This window comes from Aureimonas sp. Leaf427, from assembly GCF_001425485.1.
Lineage (GTDB): Bacteria > Pseudomonadota > Alphaproteobacteria > Rhizobiales > Rhizobiaceae > Plantimonas.
Genome location: NZ_LMQW01000023.1, coordinates 368,394 through 394,590 on the forward strand (window position 1 = coordinate 368,394; position 26,197 = coordinate 394,590).

At 66.1% G+C, this 26,197-nt stretch carries 24 protein-coding genes and 1 tRNA gene; 6 read left to right on the top strand and 19 right to left on the bottom strand.

Features of this window, described 5'->3' with window-relative positions; genetic code table 11:
* Positions 1 to 45: 45 nt before the first annotated feature.
* The 8 genes from tatC to ASG62_RS15075 form a co-directional block, all read right to left on the bottom strand.
* Positions 46 to 870: a twin-arginine translocase subunit TatC gene (gene tatC / locus ASG62_RS15040; protein ID WP_056691918.1), complete on the bottom strand. Its 825-nt coding sequence runs from the start codon at positions 868 to 870 to the stop codon at positions 46 to 48.
* Positions 867 to 1,400 carry a Sec-independent protein translocase protein TatB gene (gene tatB / locus ASG62_RS28050; RefSeq protein ID WP_056691920.1) on the bottom strand — a complete coding sequence of 178 codons (534 nt, stop codon included), beginning with the start codon at positions 1,398 to 1,400 and terminating at the stop codon, positions 867 to 869. Before tatB ends, tatC begins: the two co-directional genes overlap by 4 nt.
* Before the next feature lie 195 nt (positions 1,401 to 1,595).
* Complete coding sequence (locus ASG62_RS15050; protein ID WP_056691923.1) at positions 1,596 to 1,829, bottom strand: twin-arginine translocase TatA/TatE family subunit; 234 nt, start codon at positions 1,827 to 1,829, stop codon at positions 1,596 to 1,598.
* A 145-nt stretch (positions 1,830 to 1,974) separates the two neighbouring features.
* Complete coding sequence (locus ASG62_RS15055) at positions 1,975 to 3,099, bottom strand: ABC transporter ATP-binding protein (RefSeq protein ID WP_082537051.1); 1,125 nt, start codon at positions 3,097 to 3,099, stop codon at positions 1,975 to 1,977.
* A gap of 46 nt (positions 3,100 to 3,145) precedes the next feature.
* Positions 3,146 to 4,171, bottom strand: a complete 1,026-nt coding sequence (nagZ, locus tag ASG62_RS15060) for a beta-N-acetylhexosaminidase (RefSeq protein ID WP_056691925.1) — start codon at positions 4,169 to 4,171, stop codon at positions 3,146 to 3,148.
* A gap of 98 nt (positions 4,172 to 4,269) precedes the next feature.
* A complete protein-coding gene (locus ASG62_RS15065; protein ID WP_162245997.1) occupies positions 4,270 to 5,994 on the bottom strand; it encodes an SPOR domain-containing protein in 1,725 nt (574 codons plus the stop codon).
* 101 nt (positions 5,995 to 6,095) lie between these two features.
* A complete protein-coding gene (gene argS / locus ASG62_RS15070) occupies positions 6,096 to 7,844 on the bottom strand; it encodes an arginine--tRNA ligase (protein ID WP_056691929.1) in 1,749 nt (582 codons plus the stop codon).
* 58 nt (positions 7,845 to 7,902) lie between these two features.
* Positions 7,903 to 9,111, bottom strand: coding sequence for a deoxyguanosinetriphosphate triphosphohydrolase (locus ASG62_RS15075; RefSeq protein WP_056691931.1), 1,209 nt, complete (start codon positions 9,109 to 9,111; stop codon positions 7,903 to 7,905).
* Between the two features lie 208 nt (positions 9,112 to 9,319).
* Between ASG62_RS15075 and erpA the strand changes: the two genes are divergently transcribed.
* Positions 9,320 to 9,661 carry an iron-sulfur cluster insertion protein ErpA gene (gene erpA, locus ASG62_RS15080; RefSeq protein WP_056692229.1) on the top strand — a complete coding sequence of 114 codons (342 nt, stop codon included), beginning with the start codon at positions 9,320 to 9,322 and terminating at the stop codon, positions 9,659 to 9,661.
* A gap of 11 nt (positions 9,662 to 9,672) precedes the next feature.
* Positions 9,673 to 10,452, top strand: coding sequence for an exodeoxyribonuclease III (gene xth / locus ASG62_RS15085; protein ID WP_056691932.1), 780 nt, complete (start codon positions 9,673 to 9,675; stop codon positions 10,450 to 10,452).
* A gap of 143 nt (positions 10,453 to 10,595) precedes the next feature.
* Here the strand turns inward: xth and ASG62_RS15090 are convergent, their stop codons facing one another.
* The 7 genes from ASG62_RS15090 to ASG62_RS15120 all read right to left on the bottom strand — a co-directional run bounded on the left by ASG62_RS15090 (position 10,596) and on the right by ASG62_RS15120 (position 21,677).
* Complete coding sequence (locus ASG62_RS15090; RefSeq protein ID WP_056691935.1) at positions 10,596 to 11,414, bottom strand: tetratricopeptide repeat protein; 819 nt, start codon at positions 11,412 to 11,414, stop codon at positions 10,596 to 10,598.
* Positions 11,415 to 11,884: 470 nt separating this feature from the next.
* A complete protein-coding gene (locus ASG62_RS15095) occupies positions 11,885 to 13,315 on the bottom strand; it encodes a hypothetical protein (protein WP_056691938.1) in 1,431 nt (476 codons plus the stop codon).
* A gap of 296 nt (positions 13,316 to 13,611) precedes the next feature.
* The gene (locus tag ASG62_RS15100; protein WP_056691942.1) at positions 13,612 to 16,395 is read right to left on the bottom strand and encodes a valine--tRNA ligase; all 2,784 of its coding nucleotides are present in this window, start codon (positions 16,393 to 16,395) and stop codon (positions 13,612 to 13,614) included.
* Between the two features lie 167 nt (positions 16,396 to 16,562).
* Positions 16,563 to 17,696 (bottom strand): PopZ family protein, encoded by a 1,134-nt coding sequence (locus tag ASG62_RS27610; RefSeq protein WP_057180470.1) that lies wholly within the window; start codon positions 17,694 to 17,696, stop codon positions 16,563 to 16,565.
* A 459-nt stretch (positions 17,697 to 18,155) separates the two neighbouring features.
* Positions 18,156 to 19,574 carry a TolC family outer membrane protein gene (locus tag ASG62_RS15110; protein WP_156382162.1) on the bottom strand — a complete coding sequence of 473 codons (1,419 nt, stop codon included), beginning with the start codon at positions 19,572 to 19,574 and terminating at the stop codon, positions 18,156 to 18,158.
* A gap of 165 nt (positions 19,575 to 19,739) precedes the next feature.
* Positions 19,740 to 20,390, bottom strand: coding sequence for a protein-L-isoaspartate O-methyltransferase family protein (locus tag ASG62_RS15115; protein ID WP_056691951.1), 651 nt, complete (start codon positions 20,388 to 20,390; stop codon positions 19,740 to 19,742).
* Between the two features lie 231 nt (positions 20,391 to 20,621).
* Positions 20,622 to 21,677 carry a sugar phosphate isomerase/epimerase family protein gene (locus ASG62_RS15120; RefSeq protein ID WP_056691954.1) on the bottom strand — a complete coding sequence of 352 codons (1,056 nt, stop codon included), beginning with the start codon at positions 21,675 to 21,677 and terminating at the stop codon, positions 20,622 to 20,624.
* Between the two features lie 244 nt (positions 21,678 to 21,921).
* On the opposite strand from ASG62_RS15120, the gene ASG62_RS15125 reads away from it, so the two are divergent.
* The 3 genes from ASG62_RS15125 (at position 21,922) to ASG62_RS25630 (ending at position 24,278) form a co-directional block, all read left to right on the top strand.
* Positions 21,922 to 23,073, top strand: a complete 1,152-nt coding sequence (locus ASG62_RS15125) for a D-alanyl-D-alanine carboxypeptidase family protein (protein ID WP_056691957.1) — start codon at positions 21,922 to 21,924, stop codon at positions 23,071 to 23,073.
* A gap of 191 nt (positions 23,074 to 23,264) precedes the next feature.
* Positions 23,265 to 23,338, top strand: a tRNA-Cys gene (locus ASG62_RS15130).
* 145 nt (positions 23,339 to 23,483) lie between these two features.
* Positions 23,484 to 24,278 (top strand): DUF4145 domain-containing protein, encoded by a 795-nt coding sequence (locus ASG62_RS25630; protein WP_162245998.1) that lies wholly within the window; start codon positions 23,484 to 23,486, stop codon positions 24,276 to 24,278.
* 130 nt (positions 24,279 to 24,408) lie between these two features.
* Here ASG62_RS25630 and ASG62_RS15135 read toward each other — a convergent pair whose 3' ends face one another.
* Positions 24,409 to 24,660 (bottom strand): hypothetical protein, encoded by a 252-nt coding sequence (locus tag ASG62_RS15135; RefSeq protein WP_056691960.1) that lies wholly within the window; start codon positions 24,658 to 24,660, stop codon positions 24,409 to 24,411.
* Positions 24,661 to 24,721: 61 nt separating this feature from the next.
* Between ASG62_RS15135 and ASG62_RS26525 the strand changes: the two genes are divergently transcribed.
* Positions 24,722 to 25,129: a hypothetical protein gene (locus tag ASG62_RS26525; protein WP_156382163.1), complete on the top strand. Its 408-nt coding sequence runs from the start codon at positions 24,722 to 24,724 to the stop codon at positions 25,127 to 25,129.
* A gap of 164 nt (positions 25,130 to 25,293) precedes the next feature.
* Here the strand turns inward: ASG62_RS26525 and ASG62_RS27230 are convergent, their stop codons facing one another.
* The 3 genes from ASG62_RS27230 to ASG62_RS25635 all read right to left on the bottom strand — a co-directional run bounded on the left by ASG62_RS27230 (position 25,294) and on the right by ASG62_RS25635 (position 26,177).
* Positions 25,294 to 25,464, bottom strand: a complete 171-nt coding sequence (locus tag ASG62_RS27230; protein WP_164470469.1) for a hypothetical protein — start codon at positions 25,462 to 25,464, stop codon at positions 25,294 to 25,296.
* Between the two features lie 69 nt (positions 25,465 to 25,533).
* A complete protein-coding gene (locus ASG62_RS15150) occupies positions 25,534 to 25,737 on the bottom strand; it encodes a hypothetical protein (RefSeq protein ID WP_056691967.1) in 204 nt (67 codons plus the stop codon).
* Between the two features lie 284 nt (positions 25,738 to 26,021).
* The gene (locus ASG62_RS25635) at positions 26,022 to 26,177 is read right to left on the bottom strand and encodes a DUF1127 domain-containing protein (protein ID WP_156382164.1); all 156 of its coding nucleotides are present in this window, start codon (positions 26,175 to 26,177) and stop codon (positions 26,022 to 26,024) included.
* Positions 26,178 to 26,197 lie beyond the last annotated feature (20 nt).

Genomic DNA, 26,197 nt, shown 5'->3' on the forward strand with positions numbered 1-26,197 from the left:
GAAAGTCCCCGTTTCCGAAAGGCGGAGGCGAGGGACGAACCGGCTTCACGCGGAATCGGCGGACGCGTCGCTTTCGGCAAGCTGTGCGGCCCGTTTGCGTTCGATCATCCGTGCCGTGATGATCGAAACCTCGTAGAGAAGGATGGTCGGGATCGCAAGGCCGATCTGGGACATCGGGTCCGGCGGGGTCAGGATCGCCGCCGCGATGAAGGCCAGGACGATCGCCCATTTGCGTTTGGAAATAAGACCTTCCGTCGTGACCATGCCAGCCCGCACGAGAAGCGAGGTGACGACGGGAAGCTGGAACACCATGCCGAAGGCGAAGATCAGCCCCATGATCAGCGACAGATATTCCGACACGCGGGGCAGAAGCTGGATGGCCGCCTGTCCAGGCACGTTGCCCGATTGCTCCATGGAGAGGAAGAACCACATGACCATGGGCGTGAAGAAGAAATAGACGAGCGCCGCGCCGAGCAGGAAGAGCAGCGGCGTCGCGACGAGGAAGGGGATGAAGGCCGCCCGCTCGGTCTTGTAGAGGCCGGGGGCGACGAACTTGTAGACCTGGATGGCGATGATCGGGAAGGCCAGGAAGAAGCCGCCGAAGGCCGCGATCTTGACCTGCGTGAAGAAGAACTCCTGCGGCGCCGTGTAGATCAACTCCACCTGCCGATCCGAAATGCCGGCCCAGGCGACGGCGGTCTGATAGGGCACGACGAGAAGGTTGAAGAGCTGCTTGGCGAAGAAGAAGCAGACGAGGAAGGCCGCGAAAAAGCCCGCCAGCGCCCAGATCAGCCGGGTGCGCAGCTCGATCAGATGCTCGATGAGAGGTGCGGAGGAGGCCTCGACCTCGTCGGTTCCGGCGCGGCTCACTTGGCCTCTCCTTCGCGATGGGCACCGTTGAGGCCGCTCCCGTTCAGGACAGGCGCAGGCGCCGAGGCCGGCTCGACCGGCGTCGCCTCATGAACGGGCGTCGCGACGGGCGGCGGTGGCGGAGCGGCGGACGTGTTGGCGAGCGGCTGCGACTCGGCCGTCGCGGCAATGCTGGGGTCGGCGGGGGCCGCAGGAGCGGTCGCGGACGGGACGGTCGGCTCAGGCGCGCGCGTCGCGGCCATGAGGGACGAGCGGATCTCGTCGCCGACGGCCCGCATCGGGTTCATCGCCTTGCGGATGTCGGACGCGGGATTCATGGAGCGCAGGTCGTTCACGGTGGAGCGAACGTCCTCCATCTCGGCCTCGCGCAGGGCCTCGTCGAACTGCTTTCGGAAATCGCCCGCCATCCGCCGCAGCTGGGTGGTCGTCCGCCCGAAGGTGCGAAGCATGCGCGGGAGGTCTTTCGGACCAACCACCACGATCAGCACCACGCCGATGACGAGAAGCTCGGACCAACCAATATCGAACATAGACGCCGTTTCCCGATCGGGATCTGAAGCACGAAACCGTCCCGGGGCCGATCAGACGGGCGGTCGCGTCACCCGGGCGAAGGTTCACCTCGGCCGGGCGAAAGGGAGCGGGAGCGCCGAACGTCTGCCCTCATGGGCCCGGCGGCGCTCCGACTCCGGCAGGGTCGGATCTGGACCGAAGATCGGTCCGTTCGATCAGACGATGGTCTTCTCGACCTTGTTCGGGTCGTGGGAGACGATATCGCCGTCGCGGTGATCGAGCGAACGGCGCTCCTGCACCACGGTCGTCTCGTCGTCGCTCATGCCCTTCTTGAAGTTCTTGATGCCCTTGGCGACGTCGCCCATCAGCTCGGGGATCTTGCCGCGCCCGAAGAGCAGAAGCACGACCGCGAGGACGATGAGCCAGTGCCAGATGCTGAAGCTACCCAATGCCTTACTCCTAATGCCACGCAGCCCGCGAGCGCCTCGGGGGCCTTCGTTCATGACGGAAAGCCGGATGCTTTCCGCTCGCTCGTCGTGTCCGACCAGCCGCCGGCCCCGCCGCCCCATCCAGGCGGCCGGATCTTGCCTCGCGTCAGTCGGTCCCCTCGCATCCTTCAAACACGATAACGTCTTGCGGATCAACGGAGACGAAGACCTCGGCAAGCCCGTCCGGCAGTTGTCCCGCCCTCAATCTCGCACGAAGCGGCCGATCGAGGCCTTCGACGGCGATCGTCAGGAGATCGACGGCGCCGAGGAAGCGCCGGCCGACGATCCGGCCCGAGACGCCCTCGCCCTTCGCCGCGACCAGAAGCCCGGTGAGGCGCAGAGCCACCGTCATAGTCGTACCGTCGGATCGTGGCGAGCTTGCGACGGCACCGAGCGCCGTCACGACCCTGCCGCCCCTCGCCTCGCCCTCGATCACGTTGAGCTCCGAGAAGAAGCCGGCGGCGAAGAGATCGGTGGGACGGCGATAGATATCCTCTCCCGTGCCGATCTGCACGAGACGGCCGCCGCGCAGAAGCGCGATGCGGTCGCCCATGCGCATGGCCTCCTCGGCATCGTGCGTGACGACGATCGCGGTCGCCCGGCTTTCGCGAAGGATCTGAAGCGTATCGGTGCGCACGACGTCCTTCAGGCGGCTATCGAGGCCGGAGAAGGGCTCGTCCATCAGGAGGACGGAGGGGCGCGGGGTGAGCGCGCGGGCCAGCGCCACGCGCTGCTGCTCGCCGCCGGAGAGAGCGTGCGGATAGTTCGCAGCGCTTGCAGCGAGACCGACGCGCTCAAGAGCGCTCCTCGCCGCGCGCCGCCCCTCGTCGCGGCCGAGATGGCCCAGACCGAAGCGGACGTTGTCGAGCAGCGTCATGTGGGGAAACAGCGCGAAGTCCTGGAACATCAGGCCGACCCCGCGCTTCTCCGGCGGCACGAAGGCCGATGGCCCGGAGACCTCGTGTCCGCCGAGGACGACGCGGCCGGACGTCTGGCGCTCGATGCCCGCGGCGATGCGCAGAAGCGTCGTCTTGCCGGAACCGGACGGGCCGAGAAGGCAGAGGATCTCGCCGGGCTCGGCCGAGAGCGTGATTCCTTTCAGAATCTCCGTTCTGCCGGCGGTGAGACGGATATCCTCGAAATCGAGGCGGGCCGCGTTGCCGTTCGACGGGTCGCCGAGCCGGCCATGCGGCAAGGCGGCGTCCTCGACCTCGCTCGATCCGATCGTCATCCTGCGGCTGCCCCGTCGCCCGTCCTTTCGCGTTGGGCTAGCGGCTTTAGGCCGTGCGGGCAACCAGTTCGTCGAACTCGGCGCGCAAGGCGGCCTCGTCGAGCACCGGCCGATTCGGCGCGATGAAGGTCTCGGCATGAGCGGCCCGGCGCTCGGCCTCGCCCCGCAGCGGCTGGACGGCGCTCGCAACCTTGCGCATCTCGGTCATGTCGCCATTGCAGTGGAGAACGACGTCGCAGCCCGCCGCGATCGCCTGTCGCGAGAGATCGCCGATATCGCCGGCGAGCGCCTTCATCGAGATGTCGTCGGTCATCAGCAAGCCGTCGAAGCCGATCTCGTGCCGGATCACGCTCTCGACGACGATCTGCGAGAGCGTCGCGGGGAAGGTCGGGTCGATGTCGGTGAAGAGGAGATGGGCCGTCATGGCGGCGGGCAAGGTCTTCAGCGCCTGGAACGGGACGAAGTCGATCGTCGCGAGCTCCGGGCGATGCGTGGCGACGACGGGCAGTTCGAGATGGCTGTCGGCATTGCCACGCCCGTGGCCGGGCATGTGCTTCATCACCGGCAGGACGCCGCCCGCGACCAGACCGTCGGCCGCCGCGCGGCCGAGCGTCGCGACCGTATCGGGCTGCCAGCCATAGGCGCGGTCGCCGATGACGGAATGGGCGCCCTCGACCGGAACGTCGAGACAGGGCAGGCAGTCGGCATTGATGCCGTAGCCCATGAGGTCATGGGCGATGAGACGCCCCTGGAGCCAGGCGGCGCGCTCGCCCTTCTGCCGGTCGGCGTCGAAGACGCGGCCGATCGCGGCGGCCGGCGGATAGGTCGGGGCGATCGGCGGGCGCAGGCGCTGCACGCGCCCGCCCTCCTGGTCGATGAAGACCGGCACGGTCGCACGGCCATCGGCGGCTTTGAGTTCCCCGACGAGATCGGCGAGCTGGCCGGCCGAGTGGATGTTCCGCCCGAAGAGGATGTAGCCCCAGGGGCGCTCGTCGGCGAAGAAGAGGCGCTCGTCCTCGGTCAGGCTGAGGCCGGAACAGCCGGCGATCCAGGCCTTGGAACCCTTGGTCATCTGTCTCTCCGCATGCGCCGAACGGCTGCGGGGCGACATGCGCCCCGCAGAAGGTCCCGGTCTTTCCGAGCTGTGAAGGAGGAATGCCGCCGCCGCGCTCAGCGCGCCACGAAGCAATTGCCGCCGGCGGCCTTCAAACGGTTGCACAGGTTGGCCGCCTCGGCTTTCGATTCGGCTGCGACGCGGACGCGGTAGAAGGTCCCCTTGCCCGGAATCTCCGCGGCCTGGATGCCGACGGAGCGCCCGGAAATGACCTGAGAGAAACGGGAGCCGAGGCTCTGCAGCGACTTCTGTGCCAGAGCCTCCGAGGGCTGCGACGATATCTGGACATAGTAGCCGCCGGAGGCCGCCGGGGCCGCAATGGGCGCCGGCGCGGGGGACGGCTGGATCGCGGCGACCTCGATCGGGTCGGCTGCCAGAACGGGCGCATCCGGCTCCGGCTCGGGCGCTGCGGCCGCCGCAACGGGCGCGGGCTCGGCGGCGGCCGGCGTCGTCGCGACGGGCGTCGGCATCCGGGGGGCGGCCATCGGCGTCTCTACGGGTGCGCTCGCTTCGACCGAGGCGACGTCCATCGCGGCGGGCGCCATGGTCGATCCGTCCCCGGCTCCCGGCGACATCGCGGCGCTGGATGCGGCGGAGGGCATGCTGGCCGGCATGAGCGTTCCATCCGGGCGCACGGCCATGGTGCGCACCTTGCGCGGCTCGAGAACGGGGATCTCGGATGCGCCGCTCGCGTCGGCCGCAGCCGTCTCGACCCGGGTCTCGTCCTTCAGGTCGAGCCCTTCGCCGTCGCCCAGTTCCACGCCCGGAAGGCTGTCGTCGTAGACGCCGGGCGTTGCCTCCGGCGGCAGATCGATGGGCTCTTCGGCGGCGGTCAGGAGCGCCTGCTGCTGCGGCGCGGACTGCCCGGCCGGCGCGGCGACGCGGTCGTAGACGGCCTTGTTCTGGTTGGGGATCGAGCGCCCGCCCGGCTCCTTCGGCACCATCTTGAAGGGCACCGTGTCGGCCTTGATCAGAAGCGGGTCGCCGGAGGCGACGAGGGTGGACCCATCGCCGGACGAGAGAGCCGAAAAACCGATCACGCCGACGAGGGCCAGCGCCGCGACGCTGCCGCCGAGCATGACCATGCCGCGCGACAGGAACCGGCGCCCCCGGCGCGGCTCCTCGTCCATGTCGTCGTATCCGTCCGACGAATCGCCATCGCCGACGGCGACCGTGTAATCGACGCCGGACGGCAGCGGGCGAAGCGCGGCCGCGGCCGACATCGGCAGAGCGGGCTGCCGGGGCACTTCGCTGCGATGGAGGACGGCAAGCTCGCTGGCGATCAGCTTGTCGAAATCGTCGAGCTCAGGCTCGGACATGCCCTCGACCGGCTCGTCCACGACGCGCTCGGGCGCGAAGGACTGCGTCTCGACGATGATCGACTGGCGCGGATTGGCGGGCGAGGACAGACCGCGCAGGGCCTGCTCCAGATCGGCCTGAAGGTTCAGCGCGGAGCGATGTCCGACGCTGCCGAGGCCGGCCATGCCGTAGCTTGCGCGATCTTCCATCGGATCGGCGAGACGCACGGCGCGCGGGGCGACCCAGCCCTGATGGGCGCTGTTGGCGGGCTTGTGGTGCGAGGAGGCCGAGGCGAGATCGCGGGCGACATCGACGGCGAGCGCATCGGCGAACTCGTCCTCGAAACCGTCGTCGAACTCGGCCGATGCGCCCATGCGCTCGACTTCGGTTTCGAACATGTTCGCGAGATCGGCGAAAGGATCGGAGCCGTCCGCTCCCGACGAGGAGCCGACGCCTCGTGCCTGAGCCTTCATATCGCCCATCACCATCAACTCCGCTCTCGCACGCCCGGTCTCGGACTTTCGAGCCAGGCCCGAAAAGGCTCAAATTCGTTAGGAGACGAAATTGACCAAAGCGTGATCCGTCACCGCATTTCCTCCGGCGCCTCGACGCCCATGAGGCCGAGCCCGGAGGCGATGACGGCGGCGACAGCTTCGACCAGCGCCAGTCTCGCAAGGGTCATTTCTGACTGATCAGGGTTAACAAAACGTAAGCCCGGCAGATCGCGTCCCCGATTGTATTGTGCATGGAAAGCTTGCGCGAGGTCGTAGAGGAAGAAGGACAGCCGGTGCGGCTCGCGGTTTTCCGCCGCGGACTGAACGAGGCGCGGGAACTCCGCAAGCTTGCGGACGAGCCCGATCTCGCCCTCGTCGGCCAGAAGCGCCAGATCGGCCGTCTCGGGCGACGGGTGAATGCCGGCCTCCGCCGCCTGCCGAACGACGGAGCGGGCGCGGGCATGGGCGTACTGAACGTAGAAGACCGGATTGTCCTTCGACTGTTCCGTGACCTTCTTGAAGTCGAAGTCGAGCGGCGCGTCGCTCTTGCGGAAGAGCATCATGAAGCGGACCGGATCGCGGCCGACCTCCTCCACGACATCGGCGAGCGTGACGAAATCGCCGGAGCGTTTGGACATCTTGAAGGGCTCGCCGTCGCGATAGAGCTTCACGAGCTGGCAGAGCACGACGTCGGCGCGCGCTTCGCCGCCGGAGATCGCCTTCGCGACGGCCTCCAGGCGCTTCACGTAGCCGCCGTGGTCGGCGCCGAGGACGAAGACCATCTCGCGGAAACCACGGGCGTACTTGTCGGCGAAATAGGCGACGTCGGCGGCGAAGTAGGTGTAGGTGCCGTCGGACTTGACGAGCGGACGGTCCATGTCGTCGCCGACATCGGTGGAGCGCAGAAGCGTCTGCTCCCGGTCCTCCCAGTCCTCCGGCGCCTGGCCCTTCGGCGGCGGCAGAGCGCCCTGGTAGACGAAGCCGCGCTCGCGCAGATCCTCGATCGCCGCCTCGATCCGGCTGCGGTTCTCGCCGGCCTTCCTGTGCAATTCGCGCTCGGAGAAGAAGACCTCGTGCTCGATGCCGAGCCGCTTCAGATCCTCGCGGATCATCTCCATCATGGCGTCGATCGCTACATCCCGGACGATCGGCAGCCATTCCGCCTCGTCCATCGCGACGAGCGTCTCGCCATACTGATCGGCGAGCTTGCGGCCGACGGGCTTCAGATAGTCGCCGGGATAGAGACCGGCCGGGATCTCGCCGATCTCCTGGCCGAGCGCCTCGCGGTAACGCAGGAAGACGGAGCGGGCGAGGACGCCGATCTGCGCGCCCGCGTCGTTGACGTAATATTCCTTCACCACCTCGTCGCCGGCAAAGGCCATGAGATTGGCGATGGAATCGCCGACGACGGCGCCCCGGCAATGGCCGACATGCATCGGGCCGGTCGGATTGGCCGAGACATATTCGACATTGACCTTGCGGCCCGTCGCCCTGCCCCGGCCATAGTCCCGCCCGAGCCGCAGAATCTCGCCGAGATGGCCGGTCCAGAAGGCAGGCGCGAGGCGCAGATTGATGAAGCCGGGACCGGCGATCTCGACACTTGCGACATCGGGATCGTCGGCGAGCTTGGCCGACAGCGATACGGCGAGCTCGCGCGGCTTCAGGCCGAGCGGCTTGGCGAGAACCATCGCGGCATTGGAAGCCAGATCGCCGTGGCTCGCATCGCGCGGCGGCTCGACCGTGATGCGGGAGAGGTCGAGCCCTTCCACGCCACGGCGGGCAAGGTCGGCCTCGACGATCGTCCGGATGCGCTGCTCGAAGTCGGCGAAGATGTTCATGGCGGGGATTCCATCGATCGACCGGGGCCTGACGGGCGCCCCGGCGGAAAGGGGCGCGCTAACGCAATTCCGGTGTGACGTCAAACAGCCGCCGGTGCTCGGCGAGCGCATAGCTGTCCGTCATGCCCGAGAGATAATCCGCCACCCTGCGCGCGCGGCGCGCCTCGTCGCCGGAAGCAGACGTGTCGCGCCATTCCTCGGGCATCTCGGCCGGGTTCTCGAAGAGCCGGGCGAAGAGGTCGCGCACGATCGTCTCGGCGCGGTCCATGACGCGCGAGACCGAAGGATCGCGGTAGACCCGCTTGAACAGGAAGCGCTTGGTCTCGGCCTCGGCTGCGCGCATGGCGGGCGAGAAGCCGACGAGCGCCCTGCCCGCGCCGCGCACGTCGTCCACCGAGGCCGGAGCCACCTGCCCCAGCGCCTCGGTCGTCGACACGATCACGTCCTCCACCATCCGCGTGATGTGGCGGCGCATGATCTCGTGGACGAGACGAGACCGGTCGAGCGTCGGATAGGCCCGGCGCACCTCGCGCAGGATATCGCCGGCCAGGGGAAGCTCGGCGAGATCCTCGACGTCGATCAGCCCGGCGCGCATCCCATCGTCGAGGTCGTGGGTGTCGTAGGCGATATCGTCGGAGATCGCCGCCGACTGGGCCTCCAGGCTCGCATGGGTCTCAAGATGCAGCGGAAAGACGGCGTCGAAGTCGAGGATCGGCCGGGGCACCGGCGCATCGGCCGCAGCCTGCGGGCCGAGAAGCGGGCCGTTGTGCTTCACCAGCCCTTCCAGCGTCTCGTAGGCAAGGTTCAGCCCGTCGAATTCCGCGTAGCGCCGCTCCAGGGCGGTGACGATGCGAAGCGCCTGCGCATTGTGATCGAAGCCGCCGTAAGCGGCCATGCAGGCATGGAGCGCCCGCTCGCCCGCGTGTCCGAAGGGCGTGTGGCCGAAATCGTGGACGAGAGCGACCGCCTCCGTCAGATCCTCGTCCAGCCGGAAGGCCCGCGCAAAGGCCCGCGCGATCTGCGAGACCTCGATCGTGTGGGTCAGACGTGTGCGGTAGTGATCGCCCTCGTAGGCGAGGAAGACCTGCGTCTTGTGCTTCAGCCGGCGAAAGGCAGTGGAGTGGACGATGCGATCGCGGTCGCGCTGAAAGGGCGTGCGCGTCGGGCTCGACGGCTCGGGATAGAGCCGACCGCGCGACTGGCCGGGCTGCACGGCGAAGGCGGCCCGTTCCCCGAGGCCGAAGCCGATCGTCGGCAGATCCGTCATCGCGCCTCAGCTCCCCGCGCGTCACCGGCGCCCAAAGCGACGCGCGTCCCGAAGGCCCGCATGAACGACGCTCCAACTCTTTCCACTCGACGCCCGGCCTGCTTCACATTGACCGGACCCTCCCGGCTGCATACCTAGAGGACAACGCTTCAACAAGGAGAGCGGCCGGGGTCACTGCCTTCGCCGCGTCGGATATATGAGCGAAGCCATGTCCCCCGCATCCGCGACCCAGGTGGTCGTCTCCGACGCCGCGGCCCGCCGCATCGCCGCCATCGTGGCGAAGGGCGAATCCGGCCGGGCGCTGCGCATCTCCGTCGAAGGCGGCGGCTGTTCCGGCTTCTCTTACAAATACGACCTCACCGACGACAGCCAGAGCGACGACATCGTCATCGAGAAGGACGGGGCGACCGTGTTCATCGATCCGATGTCGCTCGTCTACATGGACGGCGCCGTCATCGACTTCGTCGACGACCTGATGGGCCAGTCCTTCCAGATCCGGAATCCCAATGCCGTCGCGTCCTGCGGCTGCGGCACCAGCTTTTCAGTCTGACCGGGTCCCCAATGATCATTGCGACCTGGAACATCAACGGAATCAAGGCTCGACTGGACGTTCTTCTCAGTTGGCTCGAAGAACGCAAGCCCGACATCGTCTGCCTGCAGGAGATCAAGAGCCAGGACGAGACCTTTCCCGGCGCCGCGATCGAGGCTCTCGGATACCATGTCGAGACGCATGGGCAGAAGGGCTTCAACGGCGTCGCCCTTCTCTCCAAGGTGCCGCCGGCGGAGGTGATCCGCGGGCTTCCCGGCGACGATGCGGACGAGCAGTCGCGTTTCATCGAAGGCGTCTGGAAGGTCGGCCCCCGCACGCTGCGCGTCGCCTCCCTCTATCTGCCGAACGGCAATCCGCTCGGCACCGAAAAGTTTCCCTACAAGCTCGGCTGGATGGCCCGGCTCGAGGCGCATGCTGCAAAGCTTCTCGAAGAGGAGTGCGATCTCGTGCTGGCCGGCGACTACAACGTCATTCCGCAGCCGATCGACGCGCGCTTTCCCGCAGCCTGGACGGAAGACGCGCTGTTCCAGCCGGAAAGCCGTGCTTCCTTACGCCGGCTGAGCCATCTCGGCCTGACCGACGCTCTGCGGGCGACGACCGACGAGCAGACCTTCACCTTCTGGGACTACCAGGCCGGCGCCTGGCAGCGCGACAACGGCATTCGCATCGACCATCTTCTGCTCTCGCCGGAAGCGGCCGAGCGCATGGTTTCGGTCGGCGTGGACAAGCATGTGCGCGGCTGGGAGAAGCCGTCGGACCACGTTCCGGTCTTGGTGGAACTCGCCAGCTGAAGCGCGACGGACTGTCGGCGCGAACGTCCCATGCCGGGGGCCTGCGGCTTCGGCGGTCGACGACATCGCCGTGGTTTCGAAAGCGTCGGCGGGAAACACACGCCGAGCGATGACCGAGACCCGTCGCCCCCGACGTTCCGCTATCAGTTCTTGGCGATGGTGCCCTGATGCTCTTCGGCATAGGCGAGCGCCGTGCGCCGGTCGCCTTCGCTGGCGAGCGAGAAGACCTCTTCCTGAAGCGGCCTGATCCACCGCTCGTCCTTTTCCGTCGCATGCCGCAGGGCCAGCGTCAGCATGGCGAGCCCCCTCACCGGCTGGGCCTGAAGCGAGATCTTCTCGCCGTCGAAGAGGAGGTAGCCGAGCAGAGCCTGTGCGCCCGTATTGCCCTTTTCCGCGGACAGTTTCAGCCAACGGGCCGCCTGACGCGGATTCGGCCGGCCGCCGTCGCCGTTCAGCAGCATGCGGCCGAGTTCGAACTGCGCCTTCGGATCGCCGAAGATCGAGGCGGCATGGAAATAGAGCTGACGAGCCTGGGGCAGGTCGACGCTGACGGGCGTTCCGGGAATGCCGGTCCGCATGTAGTCGCCGAGCGCCACGACGGAACTCGCGACATAGGCGGCGTTGGGGGATGACGACGTGTCGTCCTCGTCCTCGGCGATGATCTCCTCGAAGATCTTGAAGGCCTCGTAGTCGTTTTCGGGAACGCCGTCCCCTTGGGCATACATCTGCCCGAGCTTCCAGCGCGCGCCGGCATGGCCCTTCTCGGCGGCGTAGCGGAGCGCCTCGAAGGCCTCCAGCTTCTCGCCGCGCTTGTAGGCTTTGAAGCCGAGGCTGAAGACCTCGCCCGGTGCGCGCTCGATGGGAACGACGGTCTTCGGGTCCAAGGCGAAAGCCGAGCCTGCGAAGGACAGCAGCGCTACGGAACCGAACAGAGCGGAAAGAACGGTCTTAAAGCCGTGCATGACGACCCATTTCCCGTCGAGAGGGACACACGACACGAGAACCCGTTTCGGACAGGACGGCACGACGGGAGCCCGTCGGGGCACCGCGCATCGAGCTCGGCGAAGCGAAGTAACGATTTGGAATCAGCGTCTTGCCGGTCACGTCGGACCGGTTCGAGAAGCTGTCTTCGTGTGACGATCGCACGTTCATCCCAGTCCTTCAGGGTCGTCCCGGCACGGTCCGCCTGTCGGCGATTCCGATCCCACGCGCTGTGACGACGTGCGTTGGTTGAGCGTCGTTTATGGCGGCTTAGCGGCACATTCCATCCCTGACAGATTAGCAGGTGCACGATTGCAATAGTGTTGCCGAATACCAACATTTTGTTTCAGGACCGCGTCGCGTTAAGCATCGCCTGAACGCAAAAGGCCCCCCGGCATCGCTGCCGGAGGGCCTTTCGTCCGTCGAAGGAGGGAGCTTGCCGCTCCCGGCTTTAGAACGTGAACTTCACCGAAGCCGTGGCGCCGTAGATACGGTCGTTGCCGACCGCGGCGTCGAAGAAGGCGCCTTCCGAGATCTTCTGCTCGCCATCGCTCCAGAAGCCGACGAGACCGCCGAGACGGATTTCGCTCCAGGAGGCCGGCTTGTAGGAGACGCCGGCCGAGATCGTGTAGAGATCGGTGTAGGTCGTGTCCGAACCCGTCGAGACGCCGCGATCGTAGCCGAGCGTGATCGCGCCCGAGACCTGATCGTTGAACGCCCTGCCGAGGCCGAGCGAAGCCGTGTAGCCGTCGCGCCAGTTATAGGGCGAGTAGCTCGACGAGGTGCCGGTGGCGGCGCTGCTGATGGTCGAGATGACGGACTTGTTCGTGCTCCAATCGGTCCAGCGGAAGGAGCCGAGAAGAAGTGTGCCGGGCGCGATGCCGGTCTGGGCGTTCAGCTGCAGGTATTGCGGGCTCGTCGAGTCGTTGAGGGTCGAGGTGATCGGGATGACGGTTCCCGGCGTGAGCCCCTGGAGCGCCAGAACACCCGCGGTGCCGCCAGCGAGCGTACCGGACAAAGCGATCTGTCGCTGGTCCGGCGTCAGGATGTAGGCAGGACCCGTGATCGTCACCGTGCCGCCGCCGGTGATGTCCGTGTGGTCGACTTCCGAACGGTAGAGCGCCTGCACGCGCAACGCGATCTCAGGCATTTCGACCGCCGCGCCGATACGGAAGCCAAGTTCGTAATCGCCTTCCGTGTCCACGTCGACCCTGGAAGGAAGAACCAGTCGGCCGCCGGGGCTGATCAGGTTGACGCCGCCGATGATCGGACGAGTCGCCGGATTGGCGAGGAAGGCATTGTTCAGGCTGCGTTCGCCGTAGCTCTGGCCGTTGAAGTCGATATCTTCCGCAAAGACGCCGCCGATCAGGCTGAACCGCATCGTTTCGGTCGAGTAGCTCGCGCGGCAGGTGCCGCTGAACTCTTCGGAGTCGAAATCCGTGCCAAGCGTGCGCGAGTAGTTCTGCGAGGTGGCATCTGTCAGCCGGGTGCGCGCCGCGTCCGCGACGGGACGGCCGTCGGTTGTCGCCGACACCTGACGCGGCAGGGCACCGCCGGGGGAGAAGTCGTAGTCGCCTTCGGCCGCGAAGGATTCGACGTAGTTCGCCGCGCATCCGAACACGTCGGAGCCGACATAGAAGGCGGCCGAGGGAAGACCGTACTTGCCGGTATAGTCGCCGAAGTCGCCGCTGACGCCGTTGATGGTCTCGAAGCCGCGATTGGGCTTCACGTAGGTCGCCCCCAAGCGCGACGCGAAGGTCCCTTTCTCGAACAGGATGTCCGTATCGGCGATGCTGCGCTGGAAACCGCCGGCGAAAGCCGGAGACGTCAGGACCATTGCGACGAACGCAGTTCCTGCAAGGATCAATTTCTTGGTCGACATATGGCTTCCCCCACGATGAGCCGGTCCTGCTCTTGCCGGCAGGGCCCGCTAGAGCCCTTTGACGCGAACGTAAGATAACTTGGGCCGGTTGGATATCGTGAAGCTGACGTTATCGGCGCCGGAGGCGCGCCGTCAGAGCTAATGCTTAGAACGATTACACAAGTTCAAGCTGTTGTTCTGCAACATTAAAGCGGTCGAAGAATAGGTGTAAACCATGAGGGCGGCGACGCCGCCGCCCTCTGAACCCGGTGAAATCGCGGAGCGACCGTGACCGAATTGCGACAGACCGTAAGCTTTTATGAATCAAGCTGATCCAACGCATTCGCAAGGCGCTCGCCTTCCAGGCGATAGGCCGCCTGCTTTTCGCGCTCCTCCGCCACGACCTCTTCCGGCGCGTTCGCGACGAACTTCTCGTTGGAGAGCTTCTTGTCGATCCGGGCGACCTCGCCGTCGGCCTTGGCCTTGGCCTTCACGAGGCGGGCGCGTTCGGCCGCGATGTCGATCATGCCGCCCAGCGGCATGGCGAAGACGCTGGGGCCGACGACGATTCGGGCCGACTGGCGGGATGAGGCATCGACGGGCGCGACCTGCGTCACCCTGGCCAGCCGGCGCAGGGAGGCGCCGTGGCGCTCCAGACGCGCCGACAGGGCCGAATCGGGCTGCACGACCTCCAGAGCCGCCTCGGCGGCCGGGGGCACGTTCATCTCCGAGCGGACCGAACGAATCTCGCTGACGAGCGCGATCAGCCAGTTGATGTCGTCCGCCGCCTCGGCATCCTCGAACGCGAGAGACGGCCAGTTCGTGTGGCAGAGGAGATCCGGTCGGGGGGAGCTTTCCGGCGCCGTCGTCGTCCAAAGCTCCTCGGTGAGGAAGGGCATGAACGGGTGGAGCAGCGCGAAGATGCGGTCGAGCGCATAGCCGGTGACGCGCCGCGTCTCCTCCTTCGCCGCCTCGTCCTCGCCCATCATCACGGGCTTGGACAGCTCCAGATACCAGTCGCAGAACGTGTTCCAGACGAAGCGGTAGATCGCGCCGGAGGCATCGTTGTAGCGATAGGCCTCAATCGCCGCCGTCGTCTCCGCGATGGTGCGCGAAAGCTCCGTCAGGAGCCAGCGGTTCAGCTGGAGGGTGAGCGTCTCCGGGAGAACCTCCTCGCCATGGCGCGCGCCGTTCATTTCGGCGAAGCGCGTCGCGTTCCAAAGCTTGGTGCCGAAGTTGCGGTAGCCGGCGATGCGCTGGGGATCGAGCTTCACGTCGCGCCCCTGCGCGGCCATGATGGCCAGCGTGAAGCGCAGCGCGTCCGCGCCGTATTCCTCGATGAGGTCGAGCGGATCGATGACGTTGCCCTTGGACTTCGACATCTTGGCCCCGTTCTTGTCGCGGACGAGGGCGTGCAGATAGACGGTGCCGAAAGGCTCCTTCTCCATGCAGAACAGGCCCATCATCATCATCCGGGCGACCCAGAAGAAGATGATGTCGAAGCCGGAGATGACGACGCTCGTCGGATAGTAGGTGGCAAGCTCCGGCGTCTTGTCGGGCCAGCCGAGCGTCGAGAAGGGCCAGAGGCCCGACGAGAACCAGGTGTCGAGGACATCCTCGTCGCGCGTCAGGAAGCCGGAACGCGCCTCCGCGTCATCCGCGAGACGGCGCGCTTCGGCGTCGTCGATCGTGCCGTTGACGACGTAATGCGCCAGCGCCTCGGCGACGGCCTCCTCCTCGGTCGTGGCGACGAAGACCTGCCCGTCCGGCCCGTACCAGGCCGGAATCTGATGGCCCCACCAGAGCTGGCGCGAGATGCACCAGGGCTGGATGTTCTCCATCCAGGCGAAGTAGGTCTTCTCCCAGTTTTCGGGCACGAACTTCGTGCGGCCCTCGCGGACGCTCGCGATGGCGGGCTCGGCCAGCGTCTTGGCGTCGACCCACCACTGGTCGGTGAGGAAGGGCTCGATCGGCACGCCGCCGCGGTCGCCGTGCGGGACCATGTGCGTGTGGTCCTCGACCTTGGCGAGATAGCCGCCGGCCTCCATCATCTCGACGATCTTGGCGCGGGCGACGAAGCGCGGCAGGCCGTCGAGCGCGGCGATCGTCGCCTCGAGATCGGCCGAGGGCGCGAGCCCGTCGAGGAAGTCCTCGTTGCCGGCAATCGTGATGTTCGCCTCGACGGTGAGAATGTTGATCTTCGCCAGATCGTGGCGGCGGCCGACCTCGAAATCGTTGGTGTCGTGGGCCGGCGTCAGCTTCACCGCGCCGGTGCCGGCCTCGGGATCGGCATAGTCGTCGGCGACGACCGGGATCAGGCGCCCGACCAGCGGCAGGCGCAGCCGCTTGCCGACGATGGCGCGATAGCGCTCGTCCTCCGGGTTCACCGCGACGCCGCTATCGCCGAGCATGGTCTCGGGCCGCGTCGTCGCGACGGTGAGGAAGGTCTCGGGATTCTCGGGATCGAAGGCGACGCCGTCGATCGGATAGCGGAAGTGCCAGAGATGGCCCTTGACCTCGCGCTGCTCGACCTCGATGTCCGAAATGGCGGTCTGCAGGACCGGGTCCCAGGAGACGAGACGCTTGTCCTTGTAGATCAGCCCCTTGCGATACATGGCGACGAAGACCTCGCGCACGGCGCGCGACAGGCCCTCGTCCATGGTGAAGCGCTCGCGCGACCAGTCGCAGGAGGCGCCGAGGCGACGGAGCTGGCCGAGGATCGAGCCGCCGGACTCCTCCTTCCACTCCCAGACCCGCTCGACGAAGGCCTCGCGGCCCATGTCGCGGCGGCCCGGCAGCTGGCGGTCGCGAAGCTGGCGCTCGACGACCATCTGCGTGGCGATGCCGGCATGGTCCATGCCGGGCTGCCAGAGCACGTTCTTGCCGCGCATGCGCTCGAAGCGGACGAGCACGTCCTGCAGCGTGTTGTTCAGCGCGTGGCCGATATGGAGCGAGCCGGTGACGTTCGGCGGGGGAATGACGATCGAGAAGGGCTCCGCGCCCTCCTTGGCGCCGGCGCCGGCCCGAAAAGCGTCTGCCGCCTCCCAGCGTGCGGCGATCCGCGGCTCGATGGCGGAGGCGTCGTAGGTCTTTTCGATCATTGATCTATCCGATGGCGGTCCGGTAGGGATGGCGCATCGGTTACGCCCAAGCTTTCGGGCCTGTCAACGAAAGGGCGGCCTCAACAGCCGCCCACCCTCAAAAGACGTTGAAAACGAAGCTCGTGGGCATGTCCCATGGACCGCGGCCGACCGGCTTCCGCCTGATCTCAGCGGCGAACGCCCCGGGACACGCGCTCGATCTCTTCGCGCACGAGGCGCTCGACGAGGCGGGGCAGATTGTCGTCCAGCCAGTCCTGCAGCATGGGGCGCAGCATCTCGCGGGCCATATCCTCCATCGACTTCATCTGCCCGTCGCGAATGGCGCGGGCGAGATCGTCGAAGGCTGCCGCAACCTGCGTTCCCGCCTGCTCCGACATGAGCGCGGAAGCCTCGCGCACCACGGAGGCCGTGGGAGTCGCGGGCTTGGCCGGCTCGGATTCGAACGAGGCGCGCGAGGCGACGGGAGCGGATGCGGGGCTCGACCGCTCGGCAACCGGAGCCGCCGCCGCAGGAGCCTCGGGCAGAGGCGCTGGCGCGGGCGCTTCGGCTGAACGATCGCGGGCGGAGACGAGCGCGGCGTTGCGGTCGATGGCCTCGACGAAGTCCGCTTCGTCGAAATCGACCATGAAATCGTCGTCGGCTTCGACCGGCTCGACGCTCTCGGCGACGGATGCCGCGTCCGCTTCGACCAGATCCGGCGCCAATGCCACGGCGAGCGTCGAGGCCACCGGAGCGGACTGAGGCTCGTCGCTCGACACCGGTTTTGCAACCGAGGTCGTCGCCGCGTCGGAAAGGTCGGACGAGGCGGAAGGAATCTCGGTGGCCACCGTCGCCTCGATCGCCGAGTCGGCTTCCGCACCCTTGCGGGACACCGGCCGATCGAGCACGGACCATGTCTCGACATCGTCGAGCTCGCGCGCCCAGCGATCCGTCGCGACCACGGGCTCGACGACGAGCGAAGCCTCTGCGGGCTCCACGCTGGAAGACGGCGACGCGGCCGGCTCCTGCGCCGACGGCTCTCCGGCGCTGTTGGCAGGCTCGGACAGCGGCACCCAGCGCTCGTCGGCATCGTCCGCGACGGGCGGCATCGACGGCGCCACAGAGCCTCGGTCGGCGAAGGGCACGACGCGAGCCGCCTGGGCCGGGAGCGCGAAGGATGTGGGACGCTCGGGCGCGGTGTCCTGCGCGATCGCGGCGCGATCGGCCGCGGCGACGCGCGCGGCATTGGACGCCAGGCTCGCGCCGGGCTTCTCGTCGCTGCTTTCGATGATACGGCGGATGGAGGCCAGGATCTCGTCCATCGACGGTTCCTTGGAGGGACTGGCTTGGCTCATGGCAAGGCTTTCCGCATCGTCCGGACCGCCCGACGCCGGCGGCCGAATCATGCGTTCAGACTATCGCGGAAACCCCGTCGAATGAATCCCCGAAGCCGGCCTTCTACAGAATTCCTTAAGAACCGTTAACGAGGCTGGCGAGCCTGTGTCCGAATGGACGCAGCCCTGCAGCCTCGTCGCATCCGCAACGGCTCGACCGGCGAAATCTCCGGTCCGTCAACGACTTCGGGAGGGTGGAAGGCCCCCGTCGAAGCGTCTGCGCAGCGCCGCCGGCACGACCCGCACGCCATCGACGGGTGCTTCGAGCGGCTCTTTGGCCTGCGACCCGGCCAGCCCGATCAGCGAGCCGCTCGCCAGCAGGTGCCAACGAAAAAAGGCAACGGACCTGACGATCCGTTGCCTTTTATTTCGAAGCTGTAGGAGAGCTTAGCGGCCGTCGGGCGTGCGAAGTCCGTACCACTTGTCCTTGACCGCGTCGTAGTGCTCCTGCGGCTTGTAGACGGCGACGTCGAGGCCGAGGCGCGTGGCGGAGAGCCGGCCGATCGCGGAGGACAGAGCGTAGCCCGCGACGACCTCGTCGCGCTGCGAGCCGACGAGCAGGATCTGCGCGGAGATCACGTCGGCCTGGGCGTTCAGGACGTCGAGCGTCGTGCGCTGGCCGACATTGCGCTCTTCGATGACGCCGTTCAGCGCCAGACGAGCGGCGCTGACCTGCGCGCTGTAGCCGGACACGTTGGCGCGGGCGGCCTGAAGCTCGGCCCAGGCGGTCGCCACGGCGGCGCGAACCTGATCACGAGCGCCGTCCACCTCGATCTGGCGCTGGCCGAGAACTTCCTTGGCCTGCCGGATCTGGGAGGACCGAAGACCGCCCTCGTAGATCGGGATCGTCAGCGTCGCGCCGACACTCGCGGAAAGCTGGTTCTGCGTGGTGACGTCGACGCCCGGCAGATTGGCCGAATTGGGATCGGTGTCGCTCAACGCATATTGGTTCTGAACCGTGCCGTTGAGGCTGAGGTTCGGAAGCAATGTGCCTTCGGCGGACTTCACCTGGAAGGCCGCGGCATCGACCGCGAATATCGTGGCGAGGATCGCAGGATGCTCTTTCTGCGAGATATCGAGCGCCGAGGTGATGCTGGACGGGATGAGACCCTTGGGCTGGCGACCCGGCGCGAGATCGCGCGGAACGTCGCCGATGATCCGCAGATAGCTGGCTTCGCTCGTCGCAACCTGCGCCAGAGCGGAGTTCAGGAGAGCGGTCGACAGGGCCTGCTCCGATTCGGCCTGGGCGACGTCCGTGCGCGTGCCCTCGCCGACGTCGAACCGCGCTCGCGCGGCACGCACCTGCTCCTGAAGGAAGGAGAGGTTCTGGCGGCGCAGGTCGGCGATCTGGCGGTCGCGCAGCACGTTCATGTAGACGGACGAAGCGTCGAAGAGCGTGTTCTGCTCGGTGTTGGCGAGATTGTTCTGCGCCGCCTTCACCTGCGCCTCTGCGGCGCGAATATTGTTCGGCGTCTGGAACCCGTCGAAGAGTGTCTGGTTGATCGTGATGCCGGCGCCAAGAACGCCGGTGCGGCCGCGGGAGGACGGGAGATCGTCGCCGAAGGTCGTTCGGGAGCGTTCGGCGCTCGTCGTACCGGAGCCTCGGATGATCGGCCTCAGACCGGACTTGGCCTGCGGCACGTTCTCGTCGGTGGCGCGAAGCTGGGCCCGGGCGACGTTGAGATCGTGGTTGTTCCGGTAGGCACGCGCCAGTGCGCCCGTCAGGTTCTCCGCGTCGGCGGAAACCAGAGTACCGAAGAATGTGGACGCGGCCAGGGCCGCTCCGATCCAGACAGTATGACGCAAGACGTTCTCCACTTCCCCTGCAGCACCGCCGCCCAAAACCCGACTGGGCTCGAACCGCAGGCGCTACCGCATCCGCCCGGACCGCCGAGATGTCTCGATGGCCGCGCTGATCCTATGCGACATTAGCATCACATTACCGACTTGGCTGTGGCTGGAAAAACCACATCAGAAGACAAATTCGGCCGACTTGCGAAATTCCTGAAGCGGCTGGATGCTGCAATTGAAGCCGAAACGCTGCGAAACAACCGCCTTTTCCTTGATATGCAACCTTGCGGAAGCTGCATTTCCGCGCCCTTCGACGGCGATGAGGCGGCCGTTCTCGGCCAGTTGCTCAAAAAGCACAGGCGGAACGGTTTCGACGGAGCCCTCGATCAGAATCACGTCGTAAGGCGCGCCGGCGGCGTGGCCGGAGGCCAGGGCGCCCTCCACGAGGTCCACCGTTCCGCAATTGATTCTCGGCAAAACCGCCCGCGCCTGCGCAACGAGATCGGCTGAAGACTCGAGCGCGACGACGCTTGCGGCCAGCTTCGACAGGATCGCCGCGGAGTAGCCCGACGCCGATCCGACATCGAGAACGCGGTCGGTCGGTCGGATGGAGGCCAGCTGCAGGAGCTTGGCGAAGGGCGAGGCCTCCATCAGAAAGCGCCCGCCGCCGAGCGGGACGTCGCCGTCGATATAGGCGAGCGGACGACGCTCCTCCGGCACGAAAAGTTCGCGCGGCACTTCGAGAAAGGCTTTGAGAATCGCCCAGTCCGTCACGTCGGTGGTGCGGATCTGGTTGTCGACCATCTTGATGCGCGCGGCGTCGAAATCCATGGCGGAGATCCGGTTCTTCGTGAAGGGTCGCTGGTCCCTGAATGCCGTTCGACGATCCTTGAGAGCTCGTCGAAAGGCCGGTGAAAGGCTCTTAGTCTTGCGGCCTTCGCGGTGCAAGAAGCGCTTTTCGCATGCGGCGCCAGGGTAAGCCCCGCACATGACTTGCAATGGGCCGCTTACAAACTGCGCCCAGCTGAGAGCCGCCGACCGAGGCTGGACGGGCCGAGGCGCCTAACGGTCGAGGCCGAGGGTTCGGCGGTTCATCGCGGCATCGGAGCCGGAACCCGCGAAATCGTCGAACGCCTTCTCGCCGCGCTCGATGATGTGGGCGGCGATGAAGGGAGCACCCTCCCGCGCACCCTGCTCCGCGCTCTTCAGCGCGCATTCCCATTCCAGCACGGCCCATCCCTCGAAGCCGTATTGCGTCAGCTTGGAGAAGACGGCGCCGAAATCGACCTGCCCGTCGCCGAGCGAGCGAAAGCGCCCCGCGCGATCCTTCCAGCCCTGGAAACCGCCATAGACGCCCTGGCGCCCCGTCGGGTTCAGCTCCGCGTCCTTGACGTGGAACATGCCGATCCGCTCGTGGTAGATGTCGATATTGGCGAGGTACTCAAGCCCCTGGAGCACGAAGTGCGAGGGGTCGTAGAGGATGCGCGCCCGGGGGTGGTGGCCGACCCGCTCCAGGAACATCTCGTAGCTGACGCCGTCGTGGAGATCCTCGCCCGGATGGATCTCGTAGCAGACGTCGACGCCGTTCTCCTCGAAGACGTCGAGGATCGGCCGCCAGCGCGCGGCGAGTTCGTCGAAGGCCGCCTCGACCAGCCCCGCGGGCCGCTGCGGCCAGGGATAGACGTAGGGCCAGGCGAGCGCGCCGGAAAAGGCCGCCGCCGAGCCGAGGCCGAGATGGCGCGAGGCGCGCGCCATGCGCTTCACCTGATCCACCGCCCAGGCTTGGCGCGCCTGCGGATCGCCCCGCACCTCTGGGGCCGCGAAGCCGTCGAAGAGTTCGTCATAGGCGGGATGGACCGCGACGAGCTGCCCCTGCAGATGGGCGGACAGCTCGGTGATCTCCAGGCCGTGGCCGGCGACGAGGCCGGCGATCTCGTCGCAGTAATCCTTCGAGTCGGAGGCGCGTTTCAGATCGAAGAGCCGTGCGTCCCAGGTCGGGATCTGGACGCCCTTGTAGCCGAGCGCGGCCGCCCAGCCGCAGATCCCGTCCAGCGAATCGAACGGCGCTTCGTCGCCCGCGAACTGCGCCAGAAAGATTCCAGGCCCCTTGATGGTCATGCGCCCTCCCCGCCGGTCTCGCCGGTCCTTCCCGCCGCGCCGGTTCCCGGCATCGTCGGCGGCGCTCGAACGGCGCCGTAAGGCGAGACTAGCTTCAGCCACCCCTCCTTTCCAGCCCGCAGGCAAGCCGAGCGGCGGCATTCTCGCGTCCGCGCCCGGGCGCTTGAAACGGCGGGACAGCGCGAAGCAAGGCGGCGGCGTTAAGCTCCGTCTTCCACACCGCTCCGAAGTGTCGGGAGAGATCATGCGTATCCTTGGCGACGTGACGAGAGGCCTCGGCCGCAGCGGGGCTCTGGCTCTCCTGATGCTGGCGGCGTCCGGCTCCGCCCATGCCTTCGACACGCAGGCGCCGGCGGCGATCCTCACCGATGTCGGCACGGGCACGGTGCTCTTCGAGAAGAATGCCGACGAGGCCCATCCGCCCGCGAGCCTCGCCAAGCTGATGACGGTCGCGGTCATCTTCGACCGGCTGAAGGACGGCCGGCTGAAGCTGGAGGACGAGTTCCTCGTCTCGGAGAAGGCCTGGCGCGAAGGCGGCGCCAATTCCGGCGGCTCGACCATGTTCCTGCCGCTGAACTCCAGCGTCAGCGTCGCCGACCTCATCAAGGGCATCATCATCCAGTCCGGCAACGACGCGACCATCGTCGCCGCGGAGGGCATCGCCGGCAGCGTCTCCGTCTTCGCCGACATGATGAACGCGGAGGCCAAGAAGATCGGCCTGACCGCGTCGCATTTCATGAACCCGCACGGCCTGCCCGATCCCGAGCAGCACGTCACCATGCGCGATCTCGACAAGCTCGCGACCTATCTGATCTCGACCTATCCCGAGCACTACCCGCTCTTCAGCGAGGAGGAGTTCCACTTCAACGGAATCGTCCAGCGCAACCGCAACCCGCTCCTGGCGCTCGGCGCGGACGGGCTGAAGACAGGCCACACCCAGGCTTCCGGCTATGCGCTGGTCGCCTCCGCCAAGGCCGGCGAGCGGCGCATCATCTTCGCCATTACCGGCCTGCCCTCGGTGAAGGCGCGCGCGGAAGCGGCGCGTGAACTGATGACCTACGGGCTGAACGGCTTCGAGGACCTCGTCGTGGTGGCCAAGGACATGCCGGCCGGCGAGGTTTCGGTGGAGAACGGCGCGGTGCCGAGCGTACCCGCCATCGTCTCCAACGATATCCGCGTCCTTGCCGCCCGCGGCCAGGAAGACGGCTACCAGCACGCCTTCACCCTCGATCCGAAGGTCGTCGCGCCGGTGAAGCCGGGCGACCGGCTCGGAACGGTCAAGGTGACCTTCGGCGACAAGGTCGTCGGCGAGGCTCCGGTCGTCGCCGGCGGCGCGGTCGACGAGGCCTCCCTCATGCAGTGGATGACGGCGAAGATCACCGGCCTCTTCGGCTGAACCCGCGAAGAGGTCGGCCGGCCCATGTCGGGACGCCGACGCCCGATCGCGTTCGATCCCGAGTCGCCGACGACGTCACGCGGACAAGCTTACGACGTGTCTCACGACAAAGTGCCGTGGATGGTTTCGAGATTGCCGCTTCCAGCCCCTTGCGCATCCCCCGCCAGATCAGTACTTAGCCGCTCCTAAGGGGCCTCGTGGCGGAGTGGTTACGCAGAGGACTGCAAATCCTTGCATCCGAGTTCGATTCTCGGCGAGGCCTCCAACAGATCTTAGCGATTTCAGGTGCTTAAGTGAGGATCGGCCTAAGGCCGGTCCCCTTTTCATGTCGCACCATGTTGCAAACCGATACCATTGATCTCCAACGATTTTCTGCGAGGCTCGGCAACTCCACGCTACAAGAACGCGACATGGAATCGGAGAATCAGAGCGTGACAGAGATAAGCCCGTCGACTTCGTTGACCGCGTTCAATTGCCCGCACTGCCACGCGCTAGCACGGCAATTTTGGTACAAGCTGTCGGCGGATCTGTTGAAGAAGGACGTTCTACCGTTTTATCCGTCTCCGATTGATCGCCTCACGATTGACTTCGAAAAGTTTGGAGAAAAGAAGGAGGCAATGGAAAGATTTTTTGAGAAGGCTTCTAGCCTGCAGCCATTCCTTGAGCGATCGGAGCACTACTCTAACTTCAATGTAATATTAGTGAACATTTCTGAATGCTATAATTGTCATGAGATCGCAATTTGGATTGCTGACAGGTTAGTATATCCTAGTGTTGGAACCGCCCCTGCTGCCGCTGGCGACATGCCGGCCGACGTAAAAGCCGTCTACAATGAGGCAAGCGTCATCCTGCCCGCATCGCCTAGGGGTGCATCAGCGCTTCTTCGATTGGCGCTGCAAATGCTTTGCAAGCATCTTGGAGGGGATGGAAGGAATATTGACAAAGAAATTGGAAAACTTGTTGCCAAAGGACTGGATGTCCGCGTCCAGCAGGCGATGGATATCGTTCGGGTGGTCGGGAATAATGCCGTGCATCCTGGACAGATTTCTTTTGATGATACGGATCTAGTTGCCAGGCAGCTCTTCAGCCTCGTGAATTTGACCGTAGAGAAAATGATCACAGAACCAGCTGTCTTGGACAGTCTCTTCAGTTCGCTGCCAGAGGGGGCCCAGAAAGCGATCGAGAAGCGAGACGGCAAAGCATAGAAAAGGGCCCGCGCCATGCCTTAGCGCGAGCCCTCTTAGAGATGCCGGAGAAGGATTACACGCCCCCCCCCGGAGCCGGCCCCTGCGGGCCTCATCCGGCCGCCCCGGCGGCCAGGTCTCGTGCCGGCGCTTAGGCGCCGGGGTTCGTGTACCAGGAGCGATAGTCCGTCCATCCGGCGCCGAAGTCGTGCCGCATCTTGAACTCTACGCCATCAACGTCGAAGCCGGAACGCGAGTCGGTGAAAGGCTGCTCGTTCCCGCTCAATAGGCTGTATTCAGCGCCGTCGTGAACGGCGGGATCGGCAACGATGTACCAAGCGCGAGGATCGGCAAGACGGGGTTCGACCACGAGCTGCAACTCGCCGGCAATGGGAGGTGACACGCGCTGGACGCGGCTGAAGCCTTACGATCTGTAGACTCACCCGCAGGCCGGAGGGCATCGCATGGTCGAGATTGCCTTGGGACTCTATCGGCTTCTTGCAGCCGGCCTGCTTGGCTTAGCCGCGAAGTATGCGTTCGGTCCCGTCCCCGCATCTCCTCATCGACTTGCGCTGGAGCAGAGTGGAACGCCGCTGACACCAACACTGCGCGTGTTGATCCGAGCGATCTATCGTCCGATGAGCGCGGCCTTCGCAGCCTTCGCCGTTCTTTTGATCGCTCTGGCGCTTGGCCCGGTCGCCGATGGAGAGCGATGGGGAAGCCTTGCGGCGACGGGCGTATCTTTCGTGCTGGGGATTCCCACGACGTTCGGCACATGGACCTTCGAACGCCGAACCGGCATCCGCGCGCCTTATCGGCTATCGGCCGCCATGAAGGGGCTGTCGGTCGTCGCCATGGCCCGTTCGTGGTGACCCGCTTCCCTATGTGGCCGCCCGCCGACGTTCGGCGAGCGGCAGGACATCGGCTTTGGACCGTCGGGGAGGTCGATCGTTCTCGAACGCCCGGATTTGTCGCACGGCTTCGGCGAGCCGATCCCCGTGCGGCCACTTCCCGACCGCTCCGCGCCGATGGCGCGTTACTCGTCCGACATGTCGTCGTCGGACTCCTCGTCCTCGTCGGACTTGAAGCCCTCACGCCAGAGATCAAATTCGTCGGTGTCTTTCTCGTAAGGGTTGGCGGTGATGCGCCGGCCCTCGGATGCGGCAATCTTGCCCTCTTCGTAGGGCCCGGAATCGGTATTGGACACGGCAGTCTCCTCGGCAATGGAGGCCCGCAAGTAGGGCGAGCCGCCGAGGTTCCAAGCGGGTATCTTCGCTCAGCGATGCGCCGTTACGTAGACGGGCAACGCCGCCGGGATGTTGACGCAGTGGTGGAAGACGACGACGTCGCCCTGGTCGGCTTCCGCCTCGTATTCGTATTCGATGCCGAGGCGCGCCAGAATGCTCGCAGGGTGCCTGAAGTCGCCGGCCCGAGCCGCCGCGAACTGGTCCACTTCGATGGTCGTCATCATCTGGCTCATTGAAAACTCCACTTCTTCATTGCCTGGACGGGATCAGGCTGCGCTCCGAACCGTTGCGGGCCGCTGAAGAGCCCGTCCTGTTTTCGTACCTTTGCGCGCGCATGGATGCCGGGTTGCAAAGAGGAATGCCTTCATTTGAAGGATCGGCGGCGCGCGGTCGGGCGACGGCGGCGATTCACATGGCAAACATGGCGATCGAATGGAGGCGGCGGATCGCTGCCGCCCAAAACGAAAAAGGCGCCCTGAAGGACGCCTTTTCATGAACAGCAGATCGAACCGGCCGATCAGGCGGCCAGACGGCCGCCCTTGGCGATCACATCGATGTCGCCGCGATTCAGGCCGATGTCGCGCAGCTGGTAGTCTTCCATGCGCGAAAGGAGATCGACGGTCTGGCGGTGAGAGCGATAAGCACTGATGCGCTGGGCGAGGCGGGCGAACATTTTCGGAACTCTCTTCGGAT

Excerpts from the sequence above, each read along its gene's own strand:
- ASG62_RS15065 (WP_162245997.1), bottom strand. The coding sequence starts at position 5,994 with ATGGGCGATATGAAGGCTCAGGCACGAGGCGTCGGCTCCTCGTCGGGA.
- ASG62_RS25635 (WP_156382164.1), bottom strand. The coding sequence starts at position 26,177 with ATGTTCGCCCGCCTCGCCCAGCGCATCAGTGCTTATCGCTCTCACCGC.
- ASG62_RS15055 (WP_082537051.1), bottom strand. The coding sequence starts at position 3,099 with ATGACGATCGGATCGAGCGAGGTCGAGGACGCCGCCTTGCCGCATGGC.
- ASG62_RS26525 (WP_156382163.1), top strand. The coding sequence starts at position 24,722 with ATGGTCGAGATTGCCTTGGGACTCTATCGGCTTCTTGCAGCCGGCCTG.
- ASG62_RS15120 (WP_056691954.1), bottom strand. The coding sequence starts at position 21,677 with ATGACCATCAAGGGGCCTGGAATCTTTCTGGCGCAGTTCGCGGGCGAC.
- ASG62_RS15115 (WP_056691951.1), bottom strand. The coding sequence starts at position 20,390 with ATGGATTTCGACGCCGCGCGCATCAAGATGGTCGACAACCAGATCCGC.
- ASG62_RS15075 (WP_056691931.1), bottom strand. The coding sequence starts at position 9,111 with ATGACGGATCTGCCGACGATCGGCTTCGGCCTCGGGGAACGGGCCGCC.
- nagZ (WP_056691925.1), bottom strand. The coding sequence starts at position 4,171 with ATGACCAAGGGTTCCAAGGCCTGGATCGCCGGCTGTTCCGGCCTCAGC.
- ASG62_RS15100 (WP_056691942.1), bottom strand. The coding sequence starts at position 16,395 with ATGATCGAAAAGACCTACGACGCCTCCGCCATCGAGCCGCGGATCGCC.
- ASG62_RS15095 (WP_056691938.1), bottom strand. The coding sequence starts at position 13,315 with ATGTCGACCAAGAAATTGATCCTTGCAGGAACTGCGTTCGTCGCAATG.
- ASG62_RS15090 (WP_056691935.1), bottom strand. The coding sequence starts at position 11,414 with ATGCACGGCTTTAAGACCGTTCTTTCCGCTCTGTTCGGTTCCGTAGCG.
- argS (WP_056691929.1), bottom strand. The coding sequence starts at position 7,844 with ATGAACATCTTCGCCGACTTCGAGCAGCGCATCCGGACGATCGTCGAG.
- ASG62_RS15150 (WP_056691967.1), bottom strand. The coding sequence starts at position 25,737 with ATGAGCCAGATGATGACGACCATCGAAGTGGACCAGTTCGCGGCGGCT.
- ASG62_RS27610 (WP_057180470.1), bottom strand. The coding sequence starts at position 17,696 with ATGGACGAGATCCTGGCCTCCATCCGCCGTATCATCGAAAGCAGCGAC.
- erpA (WP_056692229.1), top strand. The coding sequence starts at position 9,320 with ATGTCCCCCGCATCCGCGACCCAGGTGGTCGTCTCCGACGCCGCGGCC.
- ASG62_RS15125 (WP_056691957.1), top strand. The coding sequence starts at position 21,922 with ATGCGTATCCTTGGCGACGTGACGAGAGGCCTCGGCCGCAGCGGGGCT.
- xth (WP_056691932.1), top strand. The coding sequence starts at position 9,673 with ATGATCATTGCGACCTGGAACATCAACGGAATCAAGGCTCGACTGGAC.
- tatB (WP_056691920.1), bottom strand. The coding sequence starts at position 1,400 with ATGTTCGATATTGGTTGGTCCGAGCTTCTCGTCATCGGCGTGGTGCTG.
- ASG62_RS25630 (WP_162245998.1), top strand. The coding sequence starts at position 23,484 with ATGGAATCGGAGAATCAGAGCGTGACAGAGATAAGCCCGTCGACTTCG.